At 37.9% G+C, this 21,248-nt stretch carries 19 protein-coding genes; 18 read left to right on the top strand and 1 reads right to left on the bottom strand.

The window, feature by feature from the left end:
• The first annotated feature begins 24 nt into the window (after positions 1 to 24).
• On the top strand, positions 25 to 1,083 hold the full coding sequence (locus IEX12_RS12130; RefSeq protein ID WP_188725259.1) for a dipeptide epimerase: 1,059 nt from the start codon (positions 25 to 27) through the stop codon (positions 1,081 to 1,083).
• Between the two features lie 383 nt (positions 1,084 to 1,466).
• Here IEX12_RS12130 and tnpA read toward each other — a convergent pair whose 3' ends face one another.
• Entirely contained in the window at positions 1,467 to 1,898 is a 432-nt protein-coding gene (gene tnpA / locus IEX12_RS12125) for an IS200/IS605 family transposase (protein WP_188725258.1), read from the bottom strand.
• A 510-nt stretch (positions 1,899 to 2,408) separates the two neighbouring features.
• On the opposite strand from tnpA, the gene IEX12_RS12120 reads away from it, so the two are divergent.
• The 17 genes from IEX12_RS12120 (at position 2,409) to IEX12_RS12040 (ending at position 21,192) form a co-directional block, all read left to right on the top strand.
• Positions 2,409 to 3,425: a substrate-binding domain-containing protein gene (locus IEX12_RS12120; RefSeq protein WP_188725257.1), complete on the top strand. Its 1,017-nt coding sequence runs from the start codon at positions 2,409 to 2,411 to the stop codon at positions 3,423 to 3,425.
• Positions 3,426 to 3,483: 58 nt separating this feature from the next.
• Complete coding sequence (gene hxlB, locus IEX12_RS12115; protein ID WP_188725256.1) at positions 3,484 to 4,041, top strand: 6-phospho-3-hexuloisomerase; 558 nt, start codon at positions 3,484 to 3,486, stop codon at positions 4,039 to 4,041.
• A gap of 22 nt (positions 4,042 to 4,063) precedes the next feature.
• Positions 4,064 to 4,699: a bifunctional 4-hydroxy-2-oxoglutarate aldolase/2-dehydro-3-deoxy-phosphogluconate aldolase gene (locus tag IEX12_RS12110; RefSeq protein ID WP_188725255.1), complete on the top strand. Its 636-nt coding sequence runs from the start codon at positions 4,064 to 4,066 to the stop codon at positions 4,697 to 4,699.
• A gap of 22 nt (positions 4,700 to 4,721) precedes the next feature.
• Positions 4,722 to 5,756, top strand: coding sequence for a TRAP transporter substrate-binding protein (locus IEX12_RS12105; protein ID WP_188725254.1), 1,035 nt, complete (start codon positions 4,722 to 4,724; stop codon positions 5,754 to 5,756).
• A 73-nt stretch (positions 5,757 to 5,829) separates the two neighbouring features.
• Positions 5,830 to 6,315, top strand: coding sequence for a TRAP transporter small permease (locus IEX12_RS12100; protein WP_286171119.1), 486 nt, complete (start codon positions 5,830 to 5,832; stop codon positions 6,313 to 6,315).
• Complete coding sequence (locus IEX12_RS12095; protein ID WP_188725253.1) at positions 6,315 to 7,601, top strand: TRAP transporter large permease; 1,287 nt, start codon at positions 6,315 to 6,317, stop codon at positions 7,599 to 7,601. Before IEX12_RS12100 ends, IEX12_RS12095 begins: the two co-directional genes overlap by 1 nt.
• Positions 7,602 to 7,689: 88 nt before the next feature.
• Positions 7,690 to 8,367 (top strand): ribose-5-phosphate isomerase RpiA, encoded by a 678-nt coding sequence (gene rpiA / locus IEX12_RS12090; protein ID WP_188725252.1) that lies wholly within the window; start codon positions 7,690 to 7,692, stop codon positions 8,365 to 8,367.
• 50 nt (positions 8,368 to 8,417) lie between these two features.
• Positions 8,418 to 9,368 (top strand): sugar kinase, encoded by a 951-nt coding sequence (locus IEX12_RS12085; protein WP_188725251.1) that lies wholly within the window; start codon positions 8,418 to 8,420, stop codon positions 9,366 to 9,368.
• A gap of 15 nt (positions 9,369 to 9,383) precedes the next feature.
• Positions 9,384 to 10,013, top strand: coding sequence for a 3-hexulose-6-phosphate synthase (gene hxlA, locus IEX12_RS12080; protein ID WP_188725250.1), 630 nt, complete (start codon positions 9,384 to 9,386; stop codon positions 10,011 to 10,013).
• A gap of 649 nt (positions 10,014 to 10,662) precedes the next feature.
• On the top strand, positions 10,663 to 12,243 hold the full coding sequence (locus IEX12_RS12075; RefSeq protein WP_188725249.1) for a helix-turn-helix domain-containing protein: 1,581 nt from the start codon (positions 10,663 to 10,665) through the stop codon (positions 12,241 to 12,243).
• 123 nt (positions 12,244 to 12,366) lie between these two features.
• Entirely contained in the window at positions 12,367 to 13,779 is a 1,413-nt protein-coding gene (locus IEX12_RS12070; RefSeq protein WP_286171117.1) for a sodium:solute symporter family protein, read from the top strand.
• A gap of 23 nt (positions 13,780 to 13,802) precedes the next feature.
• A complete protein-coding gene (locus tag IEX12_RS12065; protein ID WP_188725248.1) occupies positions 13,803 to 14,936 on the top strand; it encodes a M24 family metallopeptidase in 1,134 nt (377 codons plus the stop codon).
• A 90-nt stretch (positions 14,937 to 15,026) separates the two neighbouring features.
• A complete protein-coding gene (locus IEX12_RS12060) occupies positions 15,027 to 16,199 on the top strand; it encodes a metal-dependent hydrolase family protein (protein WP_188725247.1) in 1,173 nt (390 codons plus the stop codon).
• A 61-nt stretch (positions 16,200 to 16,260) separates the two neighbouring features.
• The gene (locus IEX12_RS12055) at positions 16,261 to 16,572 is read left to right on the top strand and encodes a hypothetical protein (RefSeq protein WP_286171116.1); all 312 of its coding nucleotides are present in this window, start codon (positions 16,261 to 16,263) and stop codon (positions 16,570 to 16,572) included.
• A gap of 946 nt (positions 16,573 to 17,518) precedes the next feature.
• Complete coding sequence (locus IEX12_RS12050; protein ID WP_188725245.1) at positions 17,519 to 18,880, top strand: IS4 family transposase; 1,362 nt, start codon at positions 17,519 to 17,521, stop codon at positions 18,878 to 18,880.
• 392 nt (positions 18,881 to 19,272) lie between these two features.
• Positions 19,273 to 19,995, top strand: a complete 723-nt coding sequence (locus tag IEX12_RS12045; RefSeq protein WP_088052614.1) for a GntR family transcriptional regulator — start codon at positions 19,273 to 19,275, stop codon at positions 19,993 to 19,995.
• A 90-nt stretch (positions 19,996 to 20,085) separates the two neighbouring features.
• Positions 20,086 to 21,192, top strand: a complete 1,107-nt coding sequence (locus IEX12_RS12040; RefSeq protein ID WP_088052615.1) for an NAD(P)/FAD-dependent oxidoreductase — start codon at positions 20,086 to 20,088, stop codon at positions 21,190 to 21,192.
• Positions 21,193 to 21,248: the final 56 nt, after the last annotated feature.

The raw sequence follows: 21,248 nt of genomic DNA, 5'->3' as shown, positions 1-21,248 counted from the left end.
TTCTTAGCAAGAGGGGGAATTTGTATGCTAATCCGAGATTTGCAAGTTGAACATCGAAACATACCATTACGAACGCCATTTAAAACGGCGCTAAGGACGGCAACCGAAATCGAGAGCATTGAGGTGACCATTCAATTAGAGAATGGGATCACCGGTAAGGGTGCAGCAGCGCCGACCTGGGTGATTACTGGGGATTCGACGGAAAGTATTCAGGCCGCGTTATTAGGTCCTATCAAGGAGGCTTTGGCCGGAAAGGATATTTACCATTTTCAGTTATTGCTTGATGCGATCCAAAGATGTTGCATTGGCAATACAAGTGCCAAGGCAGCAGCAGACATTGCGCTTTATGATGCTTATAGCAAATTGCTCCATGTCCCGCTATATAACTTGCTGGGCGGCAACAAATCGCTGAACACATCAATGACGGTTGGAGTGGATACGCCAGATAAGATGGCAGCGGATGCGAAGAAATGTGTGAAGGATGGGTTTAGCCGCTTGAAAATCAAGGTTGGATCTCAGCCAGAACTAGATCTTACCCGAATCTCAGCAATTCGTGATGTAGTACCGGCTGAAGTAACGCTCCGGCTGGATGCCAACCAAGGGTGGAACCCAAAACAGGCGGTTCAGCTGATTAATCAAATGGAAGCCATGGATGCTGGGATCGAATTCATTGAACAACCCATTGCAGCACGGGATCTGGATGGATTAAAGTTTGTGACCGATCATGTCAACATTCCGATCATGGCGGATGAAAGCTTATTTTCTCCTAAAGATGCACTTCAGTTAGTAAGTGGGCACTATGTAGATCTGTTAAATATAAAATTGATGAAATGCGGGGGAATTGCCAACGCCTGGAAAATTGCCAGTATGGCTGAAATCAGTGGCGTTGCTTGCATGATTGGCAGCATGATGGAACCGGCACATTCGGTTGGAGCAGCTGCCCATTTTGCAGCCGCACATCCAAATGTCATCTACTTTGATCTGGATGCACCATTATGGCTAAGCGAAACACCGGACGTCATCGCTTATGAAGGAGAAGAACTCCGCCTATCCAGAAGACCTGGTATTGGGCAGCTTGGATAGGGGGAAGAGTCACACTAGCTAGTGAGGGTAATAGGGATAGGTTCCTTGTAAAAGATTTTGTCTTAGATTTTTTGCGTTCTAGGGATCCTTAGATACAAAAGGAATAGTCAAAATTAGATAAGGTGATGAATGAAAATTTGCAGGCTCAGCCCTTGAATGAATCTTATGATAAAGTTCGAGGGTTTTCTATTGGCAACAATTATCTAGATAACTACTTAATAAACATATCAGGACTTATGCAGAATAAAGGAGTATTTTAAACGACCACCTGCTAAAGCAGGTGGATTTTGACATAAATGTCGACGACGACGACTAAAGTCGTGTTTAAGGCTGAAGTCTTCTAAAAGACACTATGCTGAAGCATACTCTAAAATTGACTAAACTCAATCATCTATCTTGAAAGTGTCATCTTTTACCTGGTTTGACTGGTTCGCTATATAATTTCTTATTATCTCTTCCGTCACATTTCCAACTGTTGCACAAAAATAGCCCCTTGCCCATAAATGTTGACCCCAGTATCTCTTTTTTAATTCAGGAAATTCATTCTGGAGGAGTCTTGATGATCTTCCTTTCAAGTACTGAAGAATTTGGCTTGGTGCTAAACTTGGTGGACACGATAACAGCAAATGAATGTGATCCTTTCCCACACTTCCTTGCAAAATGGTAATACCCCTTGCCTCGCACCCTTGCCTTATTAATTCCCTGGTCCTTATTGCTATTTGCCCATGTAATATTTTATATCGATATTTTGTAACCCATATAATATGATATTTTATATCGTAAACCGTGTGGCTACTTTTCTTATATCCGTCCATACTATTCACCTCATTTTAAGTATGGACAAAAAAGATAAGGCTAAAAGCGTATACCGTCTAAAGACGGTGGAGTTAGACCACGTGTTTGTAAATTAAAGTTACCGATGCAATTACAAATCTGGATAACATGCTAAATAGAAATCCTCTGGTGCAAAATACTCGTTTATGAGGATGGGAATAGGACATTTATTAGTTGATAATTACAGTGTATTTTGTACTGTAGCCGAGAATATAAAAACAGTTACAATAAAAATACTTTGTAGCAGCAGAGATTGAATGAATTATTGTGGGCTAAAAAGCTGCGGATATAGTTTTGTAAATAACCATTGGCAGCTTTTGTTAAATAAAACTAACCATTAGGAAAAGCACGGAACTTGTTCCTAATTCTTTTCCAAAGACAATAAAAAAATGCTTGTAAAACGCTTTCAATTATTATATACTCTTACTAAATCGATTTACTAAACCGATTTAGTCTAAAATATACTTAATTTTAATATAGGAGAACGAAAAATGCGAACGGTTACAATTACAGATGTTGCAGAACATGCAGGTGTTTCAAAAAGCACCGTATCACAATTTTTAAATAAACGGTATGATTACATGGCTAAGAAAACGAAAGAAAAAATAGAGTTGGCCATAGAAGAATTAGGATATCGGCCGAATATTGTGGCTAGAAGTCTAAAACAGAAATCGACCACAACAATTGGCGTTATAGTCGCAAATATCTTGCATGAGTTTTCAACACAGATTATTCGGGCGATCGAGGATTTTTGCCATGAATTGGATTTCCATATCATTGTTTGTAATGCAGATGATGATCCTGAAAAGGAAAAGAAATATATCGATATGCTTAGAGCAAAGCAAATTGATGGCATTATTATTTTCCCAACGGGTGATAATGTTGAATTGTATAAACGTATGATTATGGAAAACTATCCGATTGTATTTCTGGATCGACATGTTCCGGAATTAGCGATTAGTTCCATTTTGCTGGATAATGAGAAAGCGTCTTCACTGGCGATTGAGGAATTTGTCCGTAATGGATATGAACGCATTGGGATTGTAACAACATCAACTTTTAGGAATATTACACCGAGAATTGAACGAATAAGCGGTTATAAGAAAGCTATTGAGGCACATGGTTTACCAATGGAAGATGAATATATCAAGAGTGCAGAAATTCATGAGATACAATCAGATTTGCAAGTAATGGTGTCATTACCGAATCCTCCCCAAGCAATTCTTGCGGGAAACGATCTGGCATTAATTGAAATATTAAAATATACAAAGGAAAACCAGATGAAGATACCTGAAGATTTGGCTCTAATCGGAATCGACGATGTATCATTTGCCGGTATTTATCATCCGTCTATTACAACGATAGCACAGCCAACATTTGATATGGGGAAACGGGCTGCTAAGGTGCTGTTAGATAAAATAACCAACAAGGACAGTAGAGAAGAGGTAGCAAATATTGACCGATTCAAACCTAGGTTAATCGTTCGGGTATCCTCCTCCAAGACCTAAATCTTTTTTTGTTGTTCTATGAAAACACTATATCGAAATAGGAAAGGAGATTGAAGCAATGAGAAAAATCATTGAAACAGTTACGGAAGAGGTTGCTGAGGTCTTGAAAAATTTAGATGAAAGTCAGGTTGTTGTATTAGGGCATCAAATTACGAGCGCAAAACGAATCTTTGTTTCAGGAACTGGCAGGTCGGGTTTGATTGGGAAGGTCTTTGCCATGCGACTAATGCAAAGTGGTTATTCTGTCTATGTTGTTGGAGAAACAATCACACCAAGCATTGGAAAAGAAGATTTATTAATCATTATTTCAGGATCAGGCAGTACGGGCTCATTAGTACAATTTGCCGAGAAAGCAAAAGATGTTGGAACTGATTTAGCATTAGTTACGACGAACAGAGATTCTAAGATTGGACAACTTTCAAACTGTACTGTATTTATTCCGGCTGCTACCAAAAAACGAGAATCACATGAACCTGGAACGATTCAACCGCTGGGAAGCCAGTTTGACCAATCAGCACATTTATTGCTAGATGCATTAATGGTTCATCTTTTGCAAGCAAAATCAGATGAAAGCGATAATACAAATTTAAACAAACGGCATGCCAATTTGGAATAGCAGTTAGGATGGTGGTGAAAGGATGAGTATCCTTGAAAAGATTGAAGCAAACTCGATTGTAGCAGTAATTCGTAAAGCGGATGAAACCAATATTATCCCAATCGTCGATGCGCTGTATAAAGGTGGCGTGAAAGCGATTGAGATTACGGCTGAGACACCTAAGGTAACAACCTTAATTGAAAAAATAGCAGAAACATTTTCTGATAAGGTACTTTTGGGGGCGGGAACTGTTCTGGATACTGAAACAGCTCGATCAATTATTATGGCAGGTGCAGAATTTATTGTTTCCCCGACTTTAAATGCTGATACTATAAAATTTGCGAACAGGTACGGCATTTTAATGATATCTGGTGCCTTAACACCAACAGAGATTTTAACGGCATATGAAAATGGTGCAGGTATGGTCAAGGTATTTCCAGCAGATGTGTTTGGACCGAATTATATCAAAAACATTCATGGTCCATTACCACACATTCCACTCATGGTAACAGGCGGAATTACGTTGGAAAATATGAATCAATACCTTATTAAAGGAGGTATAGCGGTCGGAATAGGAAGCAATTTAGTCAATGCAGAAGAACTTAAAGAACCTAGTGATTATAGGCTATTAATCGAAAAGGCTAGACAATTTGTAAATAGATTGAAAGAAATAAAATAAATGGCCGAAGGGAGAATTTAAAATGAAGAAATTTCAACTATTAGCATTTGGACTTGCATTAGTACTTTTTACTGCATTAGCAGGTTGTGGCAGCGATGAAAGTGCAGGATCAGGTTCTGGCAAGGATGGCGGTAAAATCAAGATTGTTGCAGCCCACAATCAAACTGACCCGGACAACCCATATCAAGATGGATTATTGAAATTTAAGGAGGTAGTGGAAAGTAAATCTGATGGAAATATTGAATTAGAGGTACATGCTGGAACCATTGGTACAGAAGAATCAGAATTAGTTGAGAAACTGAAACTTGGTGCAGCTGACGTGGTGCTTGTTTCTCCAGGATTTATGACACAAACAGGCATTAAAGAAGTTGATTTATTTGCATTACCATACCTATTCGACAGTTATGATCATTGGGAGCAAGTAGTAGACGGTGAGGTTGGAGACAAAATGGCTAAAATCATCAATGAAAAGTCAAATAATGATTTCAAATTGATTGGTTATTGGTCTGCTGGTGTACGTCATTATTATGGTAAAAAACCGATCAATTCAATGGATGACTTAAAAGGATTGACAATTAGAACTCAAACATCTGGTGTTGTAGCAGACTACTGGAAACAGACAGGTTCCGTTCCTACAGACGTAGCTTGGGGTGAATTGTATCAGGCATTGCAGCAGGATGTTGTCGATTCGGCTGAAAACGCATACCCGTACTTTGTTCAACAAAACCATCATACCACTGATAATGGTAAATATATTACGGAAACTGGGCACGACTATACAACACGTTTCTTATTAGTTAATGGCAACAAGTTTGATGAATATACGGAAGAACAACGACAAATCATTTTGGATGCAGCAGAAGCTTCTGTTAAAGCTGAACGCGAGGCACTTTACAAACAGGAGGATGAAGCAAAACAAAAAGCAATTGATGAAGGTGCAAAGGTTAACGAAATTGATCGTCAACCATTTATAGAGTTAGCAAAGCCTTTACAGGATAAAGCCGTTAAAGAGATGGGTGTTGAAGATTTATTGCAAAAAATTAGAGACGCCAAATAAAGTGTTAATAACCTTAAGCGAAGGGCGCGGAGCTGTGTCCTTTCCTTAAGTCTTTCGTTAGGAGGGAAATGTAGTGAACCGTTTTGTGAAAGAGCTAGAAAAAGTTCAGTTGACATTAGGAGTAATTTTCTTATCCATATTCTTTATTGTCATTATGATCCAGATTACAACAAGACATTTAGGCATCCCAGTTATATGGACGGGGGAATTGGCGAATTATTCGTTTATCTGGGCGATCTTTATGGGTGCAGCTGTAATGGTTAATCGGAGGGAACACTTTAACTTCGACTTTTTTCTAAAGAGGTTAAAGGGTAAGGCTAGAATTTTGTTAAGTATATTTAATGATCTTGTTTTAATTTTATTTACTATAGCTATTTTTTATTATGGCATACAGGTAGTACAGAAGTTTTGGGATTACAATTGGACAGCATTGCCAGAGATGAAAATGGGGTATGTCTGGCTTTCCATACCAATCATGGGTGGGACAATGATTATTTATACGCTTTCCCATTTGGTTAATCACGTTAAATCATGGAAAGAAAAGGGGGCGGGTGAGTAATGGGATTTATATTAATAAGTTTATTTATCATATTAATGCTAATTGGGATACCAATTGCTTTTGTCATTGGAATTGTCGCATTATTAGGTATTATGAATATCCCGTATATCCCTGAATTGACAGTCCCGATGAAAATGCTGAATGGCTTGGATTCCTTTGTATTACTAGCCGTTCCATTGTTCATCCTGGCAGCCAATTTGATGAACTCTGGGAAAATTTCCGAAAAACTAATCGAACTTTCCCTTGCAATTGTTGGTCCGATAAGAGGGGGGCTCGCACATGCGAATATTTTAGTTTCGATGATGTTTGCAGGTGTTTCGGGTGCTGCACAGGCTGACACGGCCGGTGTAGGTAAAATCCTTATTCCGAGTATGAGAAAAAAAGGTTATGACACGGAAACGGCAGTTGCAGTGACTGCAGCTTCTTCAACAATTGGTGTGGTAATTCCGCCTAGTATTCCGATGATTATTTTTGCAGGGCTTACAAATGCATCAGTAGGTGCGCTGTTTCTAGGGGGAATCGTACCTGGTGTATTGATTGGTCTAGCAATGATGATTTTCATTTACTTTATGGCTATAAAGAATAATTACCCTAGATATACACGAGCAGAGTTGAAAAAATTCCTCAAATTATTTGTTGAATCTTTCCCGGCTTTGCTTACACCAGTTATTATTATCGGTGGAATCATTTCAGGATTCTTCACCGCAACAGAAGCAGCGGCAGTAGCATCTTTATACACCTTATTAATTAGTATGTTTATTTATAAAACATTGAAACCCCGAGATATTCCAAAAATATTGATTGATACGCTTGCATTAAGTTCTCTATCCTTATTTGCTTTAGCGGCGGCAAGTGCGTTAGGGGAATTAATGAGTTATTACCAATTAGGCACGGTTGCGCAGGATTTCTTTAGTAATCATATTGGTGCAAAATGGGTCTTTATCCTTATCATCATTGCTTTCTTCCTGTTTATCGGAACCTTTATGGATGCGATTCCGGCAATGATTCTGTTTGTACCAGTAATCTTGCCTACAGCGTTGCAATTTGGTATTGATCCAATTCATCTTGGGTTGATTGTGGTTATCACACTGGCAGTCGGACTTGTTACACCACCATATGGATTATGCTTACTTCTCTCTGCGAAAATTGGAAACCTGTCGATTGAACGATCATTTGCAGCGGTAGTTCCGTATATCGCAATTATAATTGTTGTGTTATTGTTTATTGCCTTTTTCCCGGATGTGGCGTTCTATATTCCAAAGATGATTAACCCAACTTTATTTTAGCTTAATTTAATGATTGTGAAGATGTAGTGTCCAATGACTCCAGCTAAACACTGGGGTCATTGGCTGCTATGGAAAGGTGATTATTTATATGCTGAAAGAAATTGATACTTACAAAAAGATTTCCGGCGAGCGAGCAGCAGAATTTATTGAAGATGGTATGATAATTGGGTTAGGTTCCGGATCAACGGTGTACTGGATGATGAAACGATTAGGTGATCTTGTTGCAAAGGGATTTAAGATTCAGGGAGTTCCTTCCTCAAACCGTACTGAGAGGTGGGCAGAAGAATTCGGCATCCCGTTAACCGATTTTGGCTCCGTCCAGTCCATTGATTTGGCTATTGATGGAGCGGATGAAATTGATAACCGGTTAAATCTGATTAAAGGTGGGGGAGGATCTCTTGTTCGCGAGAAAATTGTGGACGCCCTAGCTGATAAATTGATCATTATAGCCGATGAGTCAAAAATGGTCACAACACTTGGGAACTTCCCATTACCAGTTGAGGTAGTACCATTTGGATGGGAGGTAACGGCGAGAAATATTACACAACTTGGATGTACACCGACAATTAGACAGAAGAATGGCGAAATTTTCGTATCGGATAATGGAAATTATATTCTGGACTGTCAATTCAGTGATATATCAAATCCGAAACAGCTGCACAGTAGTCTAAAATCGTTGGTTGGTGTAGTTGAAACAGGTCTATTTATTGATATGGCTGAACTAGTTATTGTTGGTTGTAATGAGGGTGTTTCTATTGTCAAATGACGATTGATCTTTAACCGGGATCTACAAGACGAGACGTAGGAGGAACAGATATGAATGATGTAATAACAATAGGTGAAGCGATGATTGTACTTGACCCGGCTACAACAGGTCCGATGCGCTTTGTCAATGGATTTGAAAGAAAAATAGGTGGGGCCGAATTGAACTTTGCAATAGGATGTGCACGACTTGGTCTTAATGCCGGATGGATTAGTCGGCTTGGCAATGATGAATTTGGCAAGCACATTCGTAATTTTGCCCGTGGAGAGGGAATCGACATTTCTCAGCTCAAATTGGCAGATGGCTATCCGACATCACTAAATTTTAAAGAAATCATGGAAAGTGGCGATGTCCGAACATACTATTATCGCGACAAATCACCTACACTTACATTGACCCCGGATGAATTAGACGAGGCATATTTTGAACAAGCAAAGATTTTGCATATTACTGGGATTTATCCAGCGATTGATCCAAGGAACAGACCGGTTTTTAAAAAATCAATTGAACTGGCAAAAAAACATGGGCTAAAAATTTCTTTTGACCCCAACATTCGTCTAAAGTTGTGGAGCAAGGAGGAAGCCAGGGAAGTTCTCTCTGATATCTTGCTAGACGTTGATATTTTACTAGCTGGCGATGAGGAAATGGAAATTATTTTAGGAGAAAAGGACCCAAGGGTGATCATTGAAAAAGCGAAGGAACTAGGCATCAGTCTTATTGCGGTCAAGCTAGGGAGTAAAGGTTCTGTTGGTTATTTCAATGGGGAACTAATTGAATCTCCTCCAGTGAAACCATCAAAAGTAGTGGATAAGGTAGGTGCTGGTGATGGTTTTGACGTAGGGGTCATTTATGGATATTTGAATGGGTGGCCGCTTAAAAAAACAATGAAATTTGCGAATACGATTGGTTCTATGGTAGTTAGTATCAAGGGAGATAACGAAGGATTACCAGATTTAGAAGATGTACAGATCCAGTTAGGCGAAAAGGAAAATATTGAGAGATAAATGGGAGGGACTAGCATGAAATTACAATTAGCATTAGACCGTTTAACAAGAGAAGAATGCTTTCAGATTGTGAAGGAAACTAAAGAAAATATCGATTGGATTGAAATGGGGACGGGTATTATTAAGGAATATGGGATGACAGTTGTTCGTGAAATGCATGAACTTTACCCTGAAAAAACGATTGTTGCCGACATGAAAACCTGTGATGCAGGAGGACATGAGGCAATACAGGCATTTGAGGCAGGAGCGGATATTACGACGGTAATGGGATTCTCATCTGATTTAACGATTACGGATACACTTGGCGTTGCAAAACAATATGATGCGCGTGTAATGGTTGATTTATTGGAGATTTCGAATAGGCGAAGAATGCATGAACTCAAACGTATAGGTGTTGACCTTGTAAGCCTTCATGTTGGTAAGGATAAGCAGAAGGAGGGCAAATTTGATACTGCGCTATTTTCCTTAGTCGACGATTTAGGTTTTGAGGTTACAGTAGCTGGTGGAATCAGTGAAGATACTTTATCAGACATTGTTCAAAAAAGACCAAATACGGTGATTGTCGGAAGTGCCATCACGAAGGCGCCTAGCCCACGTGATGCAGCAGCAAGTATGAAAAAGATCCTGTCTAATAGTGTAATGTGAACATACTTTTAGAAGTAGGGAGACGATGAACTTTGGAACAATTTGGATATGCTGGATAACAGAAATATTAAGCTCATAAAGCGAAAATTTTTGTTGATAAGTATCAGGAAAAATACTTTTTACGGATTGGGGGAAATATCCAAAAATACCAAAATTATTTGTATTTATACTGCTTCGCCTAACTCGCTGCATTATGAACACCCATTACTTTTCTAAGCTGAAGAAACACGTAATCTGTAAGAAGATTCTTTTCAAGTACCGAAGAGTTAAATAAACATTTAAAATAGTTAAAGAAAATAACGTTTATTTGTTTGAAGAGCTTCGTAGCATTCATTCATCTAATTTCTATGGTCTGAAGAAGTCGCAGTATTTTACATCGTGGCCGTTACTCTTCCCGTATAATAATTATTTTAGCTTGTCCAATTATTAAGGCTGTTAGTTTTTATTAGTGTAAATCGAACCTATTAGAACTAACAGTCTTTTTCTTAAAGTGAAATTTTTATAATAAGGTCTCTAGGTAGACATTTTAGTAGTCTAATAGATTGAATCAGCACAAAATTCAGTATAAAATGTTGATTATAGATTTATTAATCAGGACAATCCCGGTATAATGATTAAATTATTTCAATCGAGAAAGTAGTGGAATATTTTGATAACAGTAAAAGAATTCGCAAAAGAATTACTTAATGAAGATATTGAGTTAATAGCAGGAGACAGCGATATTGGGTTAAATGGTAGAATTGAATATTTAAGTGTTCAGGAGCTTTCGGAAAAAACCTCTCGTATTAAGGAAAATGGCTTTATTATGACAACCTTCAATGCGTTTAAGGACATCGAGCACATCGTAAATCATATGGCGTGGTTTGTTAAGAGAGGAGTAAAAGCTGTAGGATTTCATACAGCTGTCTATAAGGAAGTACCTAAAGAAATAATTGAATTCGCCATTTCCCAATCTTTACCCCTATTTTACATTCCTAGTGACGTATCCTACTCCCAAATTTTTGACCGGTTTAATCAGCTATTAAATAAAAAGGACAATATTAGACAGGAGGAAGTAAACAAATTAAATGAAAAAATGCTTGAATCTGTATTTTTAGAGAAGGATACGGACTACATTGTCAATTTAATTGGAAATTATATAAATAATATAGTTGTATATCTTGATCCGAATTTTAACGTAGTTTCATCTTGGGAAAATCGGGTAGGATTAGACCGGGATGTTGATTCTCTTGTAAAAGATATAATTAATAATCACTACAGTGCACTTTCAAAGGTTAGATTTTCAAATCAAATAACGGAACTATGTCTGGATGAATTGGATGGTTTTCGTTTAAGTATAACATTAACCCCCATTTACTCAACTGCAAAATATTATGGGATATTACTAACCTCTAATAAAAATCGAAATGGCATGTTCGTTCAGGATGTAATTAAGCACGGGACAACTGTACTTAGATTAATAGCAGATCGAAAAAATGCCCTTGATGACCAGCAAAAAATGGAAGATATAAATATATTTGAGAGCATATTTAGAGGTGATTTTAAGGGAGGTGGAACTACCACTGCCTTCGATTGTAACAAAGTAAAGAATCTTTTACTTGTAGAACAAAGGGAAAATAAAAATCTTAGTCAGTCTTTTCAGGTAATGGATCATGTTTTAAATCGTAACAATCGAGAAGGTTTGGTTTGGATAACAAATAAAAAAATAATTGGAATTGCTCAAGATGAAGTGGATCAAGGGGTTCTAGATGAAATAATTAGTGAATCATCAACTGTCATCATCGGTGTGAGCTCTAAGCTGGTAAGTCCGGACATAGAGGATATTCATAATGGGTATTTGCAGTGTCGTACCGCGTTAAACCATGCTATTAGGAGAGGACTAAGTTATTCAAAATGGGATGAAATTGGATTGGATAAAATTGTTTATGTAGCTACCGAGCATTCATTGTTTAATCATTTTGATAATGAGGTACTTGGCCCTATTATTGATTACGACAAAAATAAGGGGACAGACCTTTTGCATACATTACATTCCTACCTAAGGAATTTTTTTAATTTAAAAGAAACTGGCCAAGAATTATTTTTGCATCCCAATTCAATTAAATATCGACTCAAAAAGATCATGGAAATTCTAAATATCAACATTCATGATCCCGACAATTATATGATGTTGTATTTTGCCTTTAAAATGGGTGAAGTCAAAAATCAAAATTTTGTTGATGAACCATAAAGTTTAGGAATTTATTTGTCGAAGGCAGCTAATGAATTCTTTGCATTTAAAGTTATATAATAATTCCAAATAGTTGTACTGAACTTTGTAATGGCTTGAAAAAAGAGGAAAGAGGTGGAAATTATGGGAAATACGGTACACATAGTCGTAATTATGAGTTACCTTCTGTTTATGGTGGTCTTAGGCCTATATTTATCTAAGCGTGAAGTAAAGACCAGTGAAGATTTCATGCTTGCGGGCAGTCGCTTGCCGCAATTCGTTCTAGTTGGTACATTGCTGGCAACCTGGGTCGGGTCAGGAACGGTTGTAGGTGGTGCGAGTTTTATCTATCAATATGGCCCAATCGCAGGTATTTTCAATCTGATTGGTGGTCCAATCGGTGTCATTGTACTTTACTTCATAGCAGACAAGGCAAGGGTATTAAAAAAGCATACCATACCAGAGATGTTGGAGATCCGCTACGGTAGCGCGGTTCGATTAATTGCTGCAATTTTTATTTTGCTTGCGTATGTTGGAATTGTTGCTTACCAATTTATTGGCGGAGGTTACGTATTAAGTGTGACAACTGGGATGCCAGTGGAATTAGGTACAATCATCTCTGCGGTTTTAGTTATATTTCTTGCTTTTACAGGTGGCTTATTTTCAGTTGCGTACACCGATTTTGTGAGCTCTTTATTAATTGTTTTAGGTTTCTTGATTGGCTTACCGTTTGTATTAATGGCGGTTGGAGGTTTCTCAGGCATGGCTGAAAATCTTCCAGAACAAACATTATCATGGACAGGTGGTCTAACATTCCCACAAATTCTTGGTTATTTCCTTCCGTTATTCTTATTGATATTGGGAGATCAGAATATGTATCAACGATTTGCAGCAGCAAAGGATGCCAAAACGGCAAAAAGATCAACAGTCGGCTTCTTTTTTGGAAATCTTATCGTTGTTGGTTTAACGATCATCCTTGCTAGCTCCGCAATAGTTTTATTTCCTGACATTACAGCTGATACGGCGATTTTAACTATTGCAGCAAACGGGGTCCCGGTTCCGGTCGGCGCAATTATATTATCCGCAGCTGTAGCATTCATCATTACTACAGGTAACTCTTATTTACTTTCTGCTTCAGGGAATCTGGTTTACGATCTCTATAGTCGTTATAGCAAGAAAAAGATAGCCGATGAAAAACTATTAAAATTCAACCGAGTAACGGTAGTCGTATTAGGTGTTTTAGCTTATTCACTAGGGACATTTTTTCCGTCCGTTCTTGCTATTCAGATGTATTCCTATACAATGTATGGTGCTGCTATAACACCAGCAGTTCTAGCGAGTTTTCTTTGGAAACGGGCAACACCCGCTGGAGCTATGGCATCAATTGCGACTGGTGGCTTGGGTACATTGCTTTGGGAAATCGGACTGGACAAGCCACTCGATTGGAATAGTGTATTATTTTCGCTTCCCATCTCAATTATCACATTAGTAGTCGTAAGTTTGTTCACATCAAATAAAACTATATCTATAGACGATATGAAAAAAGTATCATCTTAATTTTTGGAATGGAGGAAACTTAAATGCAAGTTGGTAATCGTTTAAAATTGTTAAGATCTCATATGGAAAGAGAAAGTATTTCAAGCATAATTGTAATGAATCCGGATCATCAATATTATTTAAGTGGTTTCAAGGCTTTGTTGTATTCCAGACCAATTGTACTCTACATTGATTTTAATAAAGCTAGTATTATAGTACCAGGACTAGAAGAAGCGCATGCTCGACATGAGGCGATAGTGGATGAAATAGAAGTTTATTACGAACACCCAAATGCTAGCAATTCAAAATTAAATCATTTTGAATATATTGAGGATCTTATAAGTGAAAATGAAAACGGTTCAACGGTCGGTGTAGATTTATCGTCTACTCCAGGGGAAATTGTTCAATTTGCTCAGAAGTTTGGGTGTAAAATAGCTGATATAGGTCAAAAAATTGTTGAGATGCGATATATCAAAGATTCCTATGAAATTGACCTGTTAGAAAAATCCGGTGAACTTGTAAACTTGGCGGTTAGCGAATCGTTAAAAAGCTGTAAAGAGGGGATAACAGAAATGGAAATGGATGCTGTTGGTAATTCCGCGCTCTTTGCTGCGACCGCCAGTCAATATCCGCAAGCAACACTTGACATGTTTGTAATGTCACCATCCGGTGTTAAGAGAAGTAATATGCCACATGTTTTCTCTAATACTAGAAAACTGCGGACGGGCGATGTAATGATCCACAGCCGACAGGTAGGTTTAAATGGTTATCGAGCAGAACTTGAAAGAACGGTCATTATTGGAGGCCCAACAGAAGAGCAGAAAAAGGCATTTGAATCTGCGCGAATCGCGCAACAGAAGGCTTTAGACTTTATTAAACCAGGTGTAAAGGCTTATGAGGTTGATAAAATTGCAAGGGAAGTATTTGAAAAAGATGGATATGGAGAATATGCCATTCATCGAACTGGTCATGGAATTGGTATTTCTGCTCATGAAAAGCCTTATTTAAGATATGACAATGATCTTATATTGGAGGAAGGTATGGTTTTTTCCGTAGAACCGGGAATCTATGTTCCGGGTTTAGGTGGATTCAGACACTCAGATACTGTTGTTCTTACATCAGACGGGAGCAGGCTGATTACGGAATACCCTAGGGATTTAGCGTCACTAATATTTTAGTTTTACTGGAATGAGACCCAGCGATAGAAGTGAGTATTTAACAAAGTACTCACTTCTCTTTTTAAAAAAACATAAAGAGGAGAACTTACTATGGAATATATTATGGATAATGTCCAAATTCTTTACGGTCCTCATTTGGAAATAAAAAACGAGTACGGAGTTTGGATTAAAAATGGAGAAATTTATAAGTTATTGCCAAAAGAAGATTACCCAAATCATATAAAATGTATCGATGGAGAAGGAAAGTATCTCATGCCGGGATTAATAGATTTACATGTACATATAATGTGGGATGGCTCAAGGGATCCTGTGGCGACGTTAGAAGAAGAGGGCTATGAGCAAATGCTTATACGTGCTGTGGTCTATTGCCAAAACTATATTGAAAGTGGAATTACGACAATACGGGATATTGGTTCCGTAGATGATATTGCTCTTCATGTTGCCAAGGGTGTAAAGAGAGGTCTTATTAAAGGACCTACTATAATTGCTAGCGGAAAGACGTTAACCATGACAGGTGGCCATGATCCATTCTGGGCAAGGTTTGTCGATGGCCCGGATGAGGCATTAAAAGGTGTCCGAGAGCAGATTTTTAAAGGTGCGGAAGTTATTAAACTGAGTTCTACCGGCGGGGTATATGGGAGACACGAAGGGGAAGCGGTTGGTAACTCTGAACTAAGTATGGAAGAACAACAAGTAATTTGCGATGAAGCACATAAATTTGGACTAAAGGTGGCCTCCCATGCAATTGGCAGGCAGGGCATCTTAAACTCGATACAAGCTGGAATTGATACCATTGAACATGGTCATGATCTGGATGAAGAACTTGTAGAAATGATGGAGGAGAAGGAGATAGCGTGGACGCCAACGCTTTATGTCTATCAGCAAATTGCATTACTAGATGAAATACCGGCGTATGCAAAACAAAAAGCAGTGGAAATTGTAGAAAAACACGAAAAGGCATTTAAAACATTTTTTGATCGAGATATATTGATTGGAGCTGGATCTGATGCGGGTTCACCGTGTACCCCTCACACTGCTTTGCTTGATGAATTATTAATGATGTACAAGTTTTTACCAAATGTAAAGGAAATTTTAAAAACGGCAACGACTAATGCCGGTGAAATTTTGGGGAGAAAAGTTGGGCAAATTGAAGAGGGTTATAGGGCGGATTTCGTTTTGTTAAAAGATAACCCGCTCGAAGATCTAAAGAATTTGAAATTGGTCGATCAAGTGTATGTTGGTGGTGAGCTTGTATATTCATAATTGTTGGGGCAAGGAGAAGGTCCTTGTCCCATAGTGGGTCTTAGAGGGCTAGAAAGATATTGTGGCACTACCCAGATTGATGAGGAAGCATTTTCACATAACGTCCAACGTGGAAAAAGAAAACGAGGAACCGTTGAGCACCTTTATGCTTTTTGATGCCTCCCAGGCAAAAGCACTGGAATCCGTAGAAGAACAGTTGGAAACGATAAAGGATTATATTGCAGATATCCAGTCGGTGTTTGCAAACGGTGAAATCACGTTGCGTAATATGGATATAAACACGGTACAAAGTATCGGATTTTATCAAAAAACATTGGTAGATACACGACAATCATGTCAAGTAGTGCCGTCCAATCTGTTGTTGTCAATATAACGACCGATATTTGCCAATCTTATGTTAATCCAAATGTAAGTGACCATAAGTTAACACTATCGTAATTCATCCCAGTTACACTAAAAGGCTGATGAATCGTTCCGGGAGGGGATGCAAGCCTTTAGAGGATTTGTATTGTTGATTGATGTTCTTGAACCTTTAACAACTTCACCAGCTATGTTGGAGGGGGATAAACTTGAACAGTAAAGATAATCTTATAAAGTCATTCATTTTAAACATGCCTATTTACCTTCCATTAAATCAAAAATAGAACTACTAAAATCTTCAGGCAATCCCCTAATTGCTTCAAAACCTTTGGAATATATGAAAACCTATCTGTATGAATGTATGAAAATGCCTATGTGTTAGAATTCCCAATCAAGAATAATGATTACGGAGGATTGGTTTTTTATCACAATAAGCATTTTTATATACAGATTAATTCGGTGTACACCAAAATTTATGGGAACTTTATATGGGCACACGAATTTTATCATTTTTACTTCGACAAGGAAAAAGTTAAGAAAAGGGGAGAAAATTTTATTTTAATCGATAGCATCCTTGATGAAAAGGAGTGATTACCTACGTCCCAATGCCAAAATTCTAAATACCTTGATCTAATAGCAATAAGACGTATCATCCATGATGCTTTATTCCATTAAAGTATTTGAATGCATAATTACTCTTATTTCTCAACGTCCAAATTCTCCGTTTTAGATGATTTTGGATGACCAGTTACCAAATAGGACATGAAATAAAGTTCCATCTTAATATTATTAACTCAACTTTCGCACCGTCAAAAACATAGTTAGTTCAAGACATGCAAGTGCTTGTAGTCGTTGAAATATGATCCTTGACATTACGTTTAAACATGAAAAAACACCTCAACATTTGGTATAGTTGATTTGACGAGAATCACTACCAAAATAGAAGAGGTGCTCCTACTATGATAGCGGAAAACGACCAAAACAAGCAACTGCCAAACGAAATTAAACTAACTTTTAAAGAATTGAACGTGTTAACACACTTACGTAAAGCGGGTATTACAAAGTCTTTTGGATTTTCTTGTGCCTATATTTTCAAGTTGATCTTTTGTTTAATCTTTGAAAACAAAAACTGGTTTCGCATGCTTGAAAGCAAGAAATCTTCGGATGTTCCGGCCAAAGATACCGTTTATCGTTTTTTGAATCAATCCACGTTCAACTGGCGACGTTTTCTGCTTTCACTAGCTGCTTATACGATTGCAAAGGTGTCAAAACTTACGCATCATAACCGCCCAAAAGCACTTATTTTAGATGATTCATCATATGACCGGAATCGAAGTAAACATGTCGAACTTCTGGCTCGTTGCTTTGATCATGCATCACAAAAAATGCGTTTTTATAAAGGGTTTCGTATGCTTACCCTTGGTTGGTCAGATGGTGCAACTTTCATGCCGATAGATTTTTCATTGCTGCGTTCGAAAAAAAGCCAAATAAACGGTATGTCCGAAACAATTGACAAACGTACCTCGGGATACAAACGTCGTCTGGAAGCGTTACAGGCAGCACCGGAGCAAATCCCAGATATGCTTAAGCGTGCCATGAACGCCGGAATTGATGCCTCTTATGTGTTGATGGATACATGGTTCACTCAACAACCATTAATTAAGGCTATCACGGAACAGGGGCTTGACGTGATTGGTATGGTCAAAAAACTAAAACAACGTTACCTTGTCGATGGCAAACGTGTCAGCCTGGACCAACTCTATCGTTTGGCTAAACCAATTGACGGTAAAAAAGGCATTTTACGTTCTATCCATACAACACAGGCCAATGGTGTGTCAGTTAAGGTGGTATTCGTACGCAATCGAAATAAGAAAAGTGATTGGCTCGCCATTTTGAGTACCGATTGCACCCTAAGTGATCAGGAAATTATTCGTATCTATGGCATGCGTTGGGACATTGAAGTCTTTTTCAAGACAACGAAATCCCTTTTGAAACTTCAGAAGGAATTCCAAAGCCGTTCATACGATGCGCTAATCAGTCATACAACCATCGTATTTACAAGGTATATCGCGCTTTCATGGCAAAATCGTTGCAGTACCGATGATCGAACCTTGGGTGGCATGTTTTATGAATTATGTGATGAAATAAATGAACTTGATTGGGCTGTAACATTACAGCAGCTAATTGAGCTTCTTGAAGATACCCTAAAACACAACAATAAAAGAATACAAAAGTTAATCAAAAGTCAACTACAACAATGGATTACAGGTCTACCTAACTATATCAAGGTGTATCTGCCTGTTTCAGCCTGCGAAAGTTGAGTTATTAATAATCTAATTAACTTATGGCTTCCCTTATAAAAAATAAAGCAACTATTTTATTGCTAAAAATACTTGCAAGGATTGAATGCAGCACGAATGAGAATATTGTCTTATCTTGATCATCAATTTTAAAATCTTTAGTGGCAAAATGCCTTTCAAGGTTTTTATTACTGTATCAAAAGCACAGTTTTTAAGAGTTTGATTTTAGAGTGAAAGATTCAGAGCACTCCTTAATGAATTAATTTCCTATTACAAACAATCAAAACTAACAGAAATTAACCATTGACATTACAACCACTAGGTTATATACTACTCTAAATTAACTCATTATTTCAAAGCTTATAACATTATAATATTATAATAAAAATACTCGTAATCAAAGGGAGAACAACATGAAGATTGATAAAGAATTATCGGTACCTTTATACCAACAGGTGAAACAATACTTGAATGATAAAATCACCTCAGGGGAATGGGGGGTGGGATATCAATTACCATCAGAGAAAGAATTGGCTACTCAATTTGGTGTCAGTAATATTACCGTAAAAAGGGCGGTACTTGAATTGGCAAACGCTGGCTTCCTGCAACGCCAAAGTGGTAAGGGAACATTTGTAACGCAAATAGAAGAAAAAGATATTTCGAAGTTTGTTTCTTTAAAAAATGAAGCATGGGAAACACATCATCACCCACATAAAACGTTAAGTTATAAAACGGAGAAAGCTGGTGGCAAGCTAGCGAAATTATTGGAAATAAACGAGGAAGAACAAGTATATAAAATTCACCGTGTTAAAATACAAAATAATCAACCGGTTGCAATTGAATATTCCTTTATTCCACAAGCATCATTTCCGAACTTACATCGTACAGATATTGAAGATGATTTATTGTATAACATTTTTCAGAAAAAATACGGTGTTGAATTAGGTAAAGCGAAAATTTACTTTTCAACCATTTTAGCGGATGAATATGAAGCAAACATATTGAATATCCCACAAGGTGAACAGTTATTTGTATTTGAACGTTATACTTCTGCAAAAAATAATCATATCATTGAGTACTCCAGATTTATTGTCAAACAGGACCAATCAAAATATTTTCTTGAGATTCAGCTTTAAATAACATGTAAATCGTTACTTAAAATGAAAGGCATATCACTGTAGGAAAGTTACAATAATACGTACAACATTTTGGAGAGGTGACATAATATGAAAATCATTGTTGTAGGCAGTGGCGTTGTAGGAGCTAGCTCTGCTTACCAATTAGTAAAGAGTGGTCACGAAGTTATCCTGATTGATAAGGAACATAAGGGTGCTGCAACGGCTGCTGGAGCTGGAATTGTTTGTCCCTGGGTATCGAGTGTAAAGGATGACGATTGGTATCGGATCGCCAAAGGTGGTGCACAGTTTTACCCTAGACTAATTGACCAATTAAAAAATGATGGCGAAGAAAATGTCGGTTATAAAAAGGTAGGCGCGCTATGTATAAGTTCAGATCCGGATGAGTTACATACAATTGAAAAAGAAATAAACGATAAGTATGAAAATGCACCAGAAATTGGTGATGTCCAGCGGTTAACTGCTAAAGAAGCATGTGAATTATTTCCACCTTTAAATGCGCAACTGGAGGCTATTTTTATTTCTGGCGCAGCACGAGTGGATGGCAAATTACTAAGAGACGCCATGATCCGGGCTGCAAAAAAACATGGAGCAAAAGTGCTGCATGGTGAAGCATCTCTGATAAAAGAACAGGATGTAGTTACTGGTGTGAAGTTCCATCATGAAACAATTCATGCAGATACTGTACTTATAGCAGCAGGCGCATGGGCATCAGCATTATTGGAACCCATTGGCATTGATGTTAAAGTGGAGCCACAGCGAGGGCAAATCGCACATATTAAATTACCAGATGCGGATACTTCCAATTGGCCGGTAGTATTGCCAGAAAGCAGCCATTATATGTTAGCGTTTGATGATTCACGGGTTGTTGCCGGTGCTACGAGAGAAACGGGTTCCGGTTTTGACTATCAAGCGACTGTTGGTGGGATTAATGAAGTTTTAACAAATGCTTTAACTGTTGCACCAGGTCTTGCAAACGGAACAATCCAAGAAGTCAGAATCGGGTTTCGCCCAATGGGTCCAGATGTTTTGCCTTTATTAGGAACGTTTGACAGTGTGAAAAGGGTTGTAGTCGCAACAGGCTTAGGTGCATCTGGTTTAACGATGGGGCCTTATGTTGGCGCATTAGCTGCATCGATAGCTGAGGGAAAAAAAGTAGATGTAGATTTAACAGCATATCGTCCTGAGCGTGGATAGTGGTTATGTGCTTGCCGTTACTGGTTAATTATTAAATTAATAGAGTAGTGTGAAAA

The sequence above is a fragment of the Lentibacillus populi genome (assembly GCA_014642895.1).
GTDB classification, from domain to species: Bacteria; Bacillota; Bacilli; order Bacillales; family Amphibacillaceae; genus Lentibacillus_C; species Lentibacillus_C populi.
Note: the sequence above shows the minus strand (reverse complement) of the source record. Positions and strands in the feature narration are given on the sequence as shown.

Excerpts from the sequence above, each read along its gene's own strand:
- IEX12_RS12130 (WP_188725259.1), top strand. The coding sequence starts at position 25 with ATGCTAATCCGAGATTTGCAAGTTGAACATCGAAACATACCATTACGA.
- tnpA (WP_188725258.1), bottom strand. The coding sequence starts at position 1,898 with ATGGACGGATATAAGAAAAGTAGCCACACGGTTTACGATATAAAATAT.
- IEX12_RS12120 (WP_188725257.1), top strand. The coding sequence starts at position 2,409 with ATGCGAACGGTTACAATTACAGATGTTGCAGAACATGCAGGTGTTTCA.
- hxlB (WP_188725256.1), top strand. The coding sequence starts at position 3,484 with ATGAGAAAAATCATTGAAACAGTTACGGAAGAGGTTGCTGAGGTCTTG.
- IEX12_RS12110 (WP_188725255.1), top strand. The coding sequence starts at position 4,064 with ATGAGTATCCTTGAAAAGATTGAAGCAAACTCGATTGTAGCAGTAATT.
- IEX12_RS12105 (WP_188725254.1), top strand. The coding sequence starts at position 4,722 with ATGAAGAAATTTCAACTATTAGCATTTGGACTTGCATTAGTACTTTTT.
- IEX12_RS12095 (WP_188725253.1), top strand. The coding sequence starts at position 6,315 with ATGGGATTTATATTAATAAGTTTATTTATCATATTAATGCTAATTGGG.
- rpiA (WP_188725252.1), top strand. The coding sequence starts at position 7,690 with ATGCTGAAAGAAATTGATACTTACAAAAAGATTTCCGGCGAGCGAGCA.
- IEX12_RS12085 (WP_188725251.1), top strand. The coding sequence starts at position 8,418 with ATGAATGATGTAATAACAATAGGTGAAGCGATGATTGTACTTGACCCG.
- hxlA (WP_188725250.1), top strand. The coding sequence starts at position 9,384 with ATGAAATTACAATTAGCATTAGACCGTTTAACAAGAGAAGAATGCTTT.
- IEX12_RS12070 (WP_286171117.1), top strand. The coding sequence starts at position 12,367 with ATGGGAAATACGGTACACATAGTCGTAATTATGAGTTACCTTCTGTTT.
- IEX12_RS12065 (WP_188725248.1), top strand. The coding sequence starts at position 13,803 with ATGCAAGTTGGTAATCGTTTAAAATTGTTAAGATCTCATATGGAAAGA.
- IEX12_RS12060 (WP_188725247.1), top strand. The coding sequence starts at position 15,027 with ATGGAATATATTATGGATAATGTCCAAATTCTTTACGGTCCTCATTTG.
- IEX12_RS12050 (WP_188725245.1), top strand. The coding sequence starts at position 17,519 with ATGATAGCGGAAAACGACCAAAACAAGCAACTGCCAAACGAAATTAAA.
- IEX12_RS12045 (WP_088052614.1), top strand. The coding sequence starts at position 19,273 with ATGAAGATTGATAAAGAATTATCGGTACCTTTATACCAACAGGTGAAA.
- IEX12_RS12040 (WP_088052615.1), top strand. The coding sequence starts at position 20,086 with ATGAAAATCATTGTTGTAGGCAGTGGCGTTGTAGGAGCTAGCTCTGCT.